This window comes from Candidatus Methylomirabilis limnetica (genome assembly GCF_003044035.1).
GTDB classification, from domain to species: domain Bacteria; phylum Methylomirabilota; class Methylomirabilia; order Methylomirabilales; family Methylomirabilaceae; genus Methylomirabilis; species Methylomirabilis limnetica.
Genome location: NZ_NVQC01000033.1, coordinates 1 through 3,655, shown reverse-complemented (window position 1 = coordinate 3,655; position 3,655 = coordinate 1). Strand labels below are relative to the sequence as shown.

At 57.1% G+C, this 3,655-nt stretch carries 5 protein-coding genes; all 5 read left to right on the top strand.

Annotation, left to right across the window (positions count from 1 at the left end; translation table 11 throughout):
* The coding region (locus CLG94_RS11965) for a helicase-related protein (protein ID WP_133174599.1) at positions 1–607 on the top strand (607 nt) is incomplete at its 5' end.
* A gap of 594 nt (positions 608–1,201) precedes the next feature.
* Entirely contained in the window at positions 1,202–1,570 is a 369-nt protein-coding gene (locus CLG94_RS11955) for a type II toxin-antitoxin system RelE/ParE family toxin (protein ID WP_107563846.1), read from the top strand.
* A gap of 2 nt (positions 1,571–1,572) precedes the next feature.
* Positions 1,573–1,905: a helix-turn-helix transcriptional regulator gene (locus CLG94_RS11950; RefSeq protein ID WP_107563845.1), complete on the top strand. Its 333-nt coding sequence runs from the start codon at positions 1,573–1,575 to the stop codon at positions 1,903–1,905.
* Between the two features lie 240 nt (positions 1,906–2,145).
* Positions 2,146–2,874, top strand: coding sequence for a hypothetical protein (locus CLG94_RS11945; protein WP_107563843.1), 729 nt, complete (start codon positions 2,146–2,148; stop codon positions 2,872–2,874).
* A gap of 200 nt (positions 2,875–3,074) precedes the next feature.
* The coding region (locus CLG94_RS14065) for a Druantia anti-phage system protein DruA (protein WP_121592139.1) at positions 3,075–3,655 on the top strand (581 nt) is incomplete at its 3' end.

Sequence of the window (3,655 nt, the reverse complement as noted above, 5' to 3'; positions counted from 1 at the left end):
AAGGACCGACGCCCTGACCAGCTTCAAGCGGGGACGCTGTCGCGTCCTCGTCGCGACCGACGTCGCCGCTCGCGGCATCGACGTGGAGGGGTTAGGCCTCGTCGTGAATTTCGACGTTCCGCAGCTCTCAGAGGATTACATCCACCGGGTCGGACGTACGGGCCGGATGGACGCGACAGGCGAGGCCTACACCCTCGTCTCACCGAATGAAGAGGACACTCTACGCGCCATCGAGCGCGCCATCGGGACACGCCTGCCACGCCAGAAGGTCCCGGAGTTCAATTACGCTAAGACACCGACAGAGCGCTTTGAGGTTCCCCTTGCCGACCGCATTGCGGCTATCCGCACCCGAAAAGCGGACGAGCGGGTCCGGGCGAAGGCGAATGTAGCGCGTCGTGCTACGTCAGGGATTACGGCGGGTCCCGCCGCAAGCGTGACCGCGGGGCAGCACCCCACGAGCCCTCGCGCAGTCCGCCCACACCGCGTGACTGCAAAGCCGTTCACAGGCAAGTCCTTCAGCCGACCAGTGAGTGGACGCGTAAACGGGACTGCCGGCTGGCGAAGCACGGGCTCCACCACCGAGCCACGGAGCGTTCAGGGGGCGTAGAACACGTTTATTCGGGCAGGAACTGGCTTCGTGGTTAGCGCCACCAAGCCAGTTCCTGCCCGCTCCTCGCTCCAGGCAACGTAATTCCCTCCTCAGCCCCCACCCACACCCGGCTGTCTCAGTCTGACGATTTCAGCCTCGTCGGGTCTTTCACTTCTGTCCTCGGTGATTCAGTCCTCCTTTAGATGCAACGAGAAGCAAGAAGTGGTACTCTTGCTCCACCTAAACTCCCGCATCGGCATATACATGGCTGGGTCACTCGATGAACCTTACGGATTACCAGGCCAAGCACTTCGCGCATGAGCTGACCAAGTGCTGCCCATCTGACAGCCTGGAGAAACTGGCCGGCCAAAAGTAGGTCAAGGCCTTAGAATCTCAGCGCAATGCGAAACGCCGCGCACTCTTCGACGCCCAGGACGAAATAGATCATCGCCGGGAGCGGCTCATTGCCGAGATTGAGGGCAAGTTGCAGCAACGCGTCTCGCAGACGACGCTGTTTTCGATCCGGTGGACGCTCGCATGACTCGAAGTGTCCACTTGACAGCCATTCGCAATAATGCGAACATGTGACGCGCCTAGCAAGAGAGCGATTCGGTGTCCTCAACTCGTGTAGTGTTCTATCGGGAAGATGACGGTACGGTGCCGGCGCTCGAATGGTTGGACACCCTGTCGCCCAAAGCTCAGGATAAGTGCCAAGTTAAGATCGAGAGACTCCAAGAACTGGGGCACGAACTCCGCCGCCCCGAGGCAGACTATCTCGGAGACGGCATCCACGAGCTGCGGATTGGGCTACAGGGGGTGAATTACCGAATCCTGTATTTCTTTCACGGGAAGGTTGCCGCTGTTCTCGCCCATGGTCTGCTCAAAGAGCGTGTGGTGCCGACACGCGACTTCAATGAAGCGCTCCGGCGGAAGCACAAGTTTGAGCGGGCGCCGGAGCAGCATACCTACCAGGAGGTGTGACGATGCCTAAAACCAAGAAATCGGCCACCACCGATGCCGTGGAAATTCTCCACCGTCGCTATTACAAAGGCAGACCCGAACGGCTCGCGGCGCTTGAGGAAGCGCGCGCCAACGACAGTGTGGCCCGGCAAATTGCCGCCCTGCGCGTCCAGGCCGGGTTGACGCAACGCCAACTGGCTAAGCTGGTAAGTACTACGGCCTCCGTCATTTGCCGGCTGGAGAATGCGGACTATGAAGGTCACTCACTGGCGATGTTGAATAGAATTGCCGCCGCACTGAATCAGCGGGTGGAAATCCACTTCGTACAAGCCGACAAGCAAGTTCAGCACGCGTGAAGAGTGTTGATGTCCCCGGTACGTTGGGTGCTGCGTTGACTGCGCGCATGACCAAGGTGGAAGAAGCCTGGATCAAGGAAGCGGAACACCGGTTTTCCGCGTGGCGGCGCGGGGAGCGGACCGGAGTCCCGGTTTTCGGTTCGGACTTGAGAAACCGCTGAGCGCCTATGAGGCGATCGTAAAGAAGCAAATGAATAGAGAGCACCCAGGCGTAACCATGGGAGAAAGAAGGAGTAGGGGATGATCGGAAGGATGCCCGTTTTCATGAGCGTGGTGCTGGGTTTGGTCCTCACTATGGGGTGCGAGGTGAAGCGCGAGATTCATCTCACAACCGTCAATGTGCGAGCTTCAGCCATTTACTGCCTCTTTGATCCATCCTGTACGGTGACCGCCACCGACAGTCTTACCACTCCTATCCCTATGTCGGCTGGGGGAACGAGTTTCCTCCATTCCCGCACCTTCGTGGGCAAGTCAGGTACGCCGGCGAGCGGTCTGTACGGGTATGAGTACCAGATTGATCTCTCGAAGGCCGTTGAGACCATGGTTGATGTCAAGGGCGTTGCGACCAAGAACCTGTCGTGTCTGGAGTCTGTAACGCTTGAGTTCGGCTCCTTTATTGACCATCTTGATTACAATGGAGATGGGAAGGCCGGAGATGTGCTCTATGTCGTCACTGGCGACGGTCCTGGAAGGATAGGCCTCGGATCCGTGCACAAGTGGAGCAATAGGATCATAGTTAACTTCGACTCCCTTCTCTGCGTCGGGGGGTCCAGTCACCAAGGCGACAGCACCTACTTCTTTGGCCTTGTCTCTGCGCAGCCGCCAACGTCTGTTGCGGCATCTATCAAGGAGACGGTCGGCTTAGCCTCTGAATCGCCAAAACTCAAGAAAGAGCGACGACACGACGTGCTGGTACGCGTGCCCCAGACAGGCACGGCGAGTGAGCCAGATCGTCCAGGAAGTCCTTGAGATCAATCCTGGAAAATAGGGAAAATAATTAGGGAAAATAGGGACAGACACAATACTGTTCGGCACATAATTTGCCGCTACTGAGCATGGAGTAATAAAACAGGTGTGATTTCTTCCTGACGGAATACCCCTTAAAAAAGTTTCATGAACCCCTTCATTTTTGCTGGACTCACGCGTTTTTTTATGTGATATTCCACGGCATGGAACAATCCATGACCGTAAATGTCCAGCAAATCCGACAGCTGCTTACTGCCAACCCCGACTGGCACCGCACCCGCCTCTCTTTGGAGATTTGCAGGTTGTGGAACTGGCAAAGTCCCACAGGGCAATACAAAGACATGGCCTGCCGCAGCCTCCTGCTGAAACTGGAGCGAGCTGGCTCTATTGTGTTGCCTCCCCGCCAGGGGAAACTTACTTTTACGTCCCGTCCTTCTTATCCATCTGTTCCATATCGAAAGGAAGGGATCAGCGACAGTCTCAAGGCATTGATTCCCCTTCGGATCACGGTTGTAAGCCTCAAATCGGAGGATTATGCGCTGTTCAACTGCCTCTTGTCACAATATCATTACCTGGGTTACCGTGGCGCTGTAGGGGAAAACATCAAATACCTGATTCGCGATGCTTCGCACCGCCCCCTGTCCTGTCTCCTGTTTGGCCATCCTACAGAAAGGCAATCTCACTGCCGCAACCTGCACCGATTGCCATGGCGCTCACGAGATCCGACGAGCTGCCGATCCCGCCTCTGGCGTCTTCAAGCAGAACGTCGCCGTCACCTGCAAGC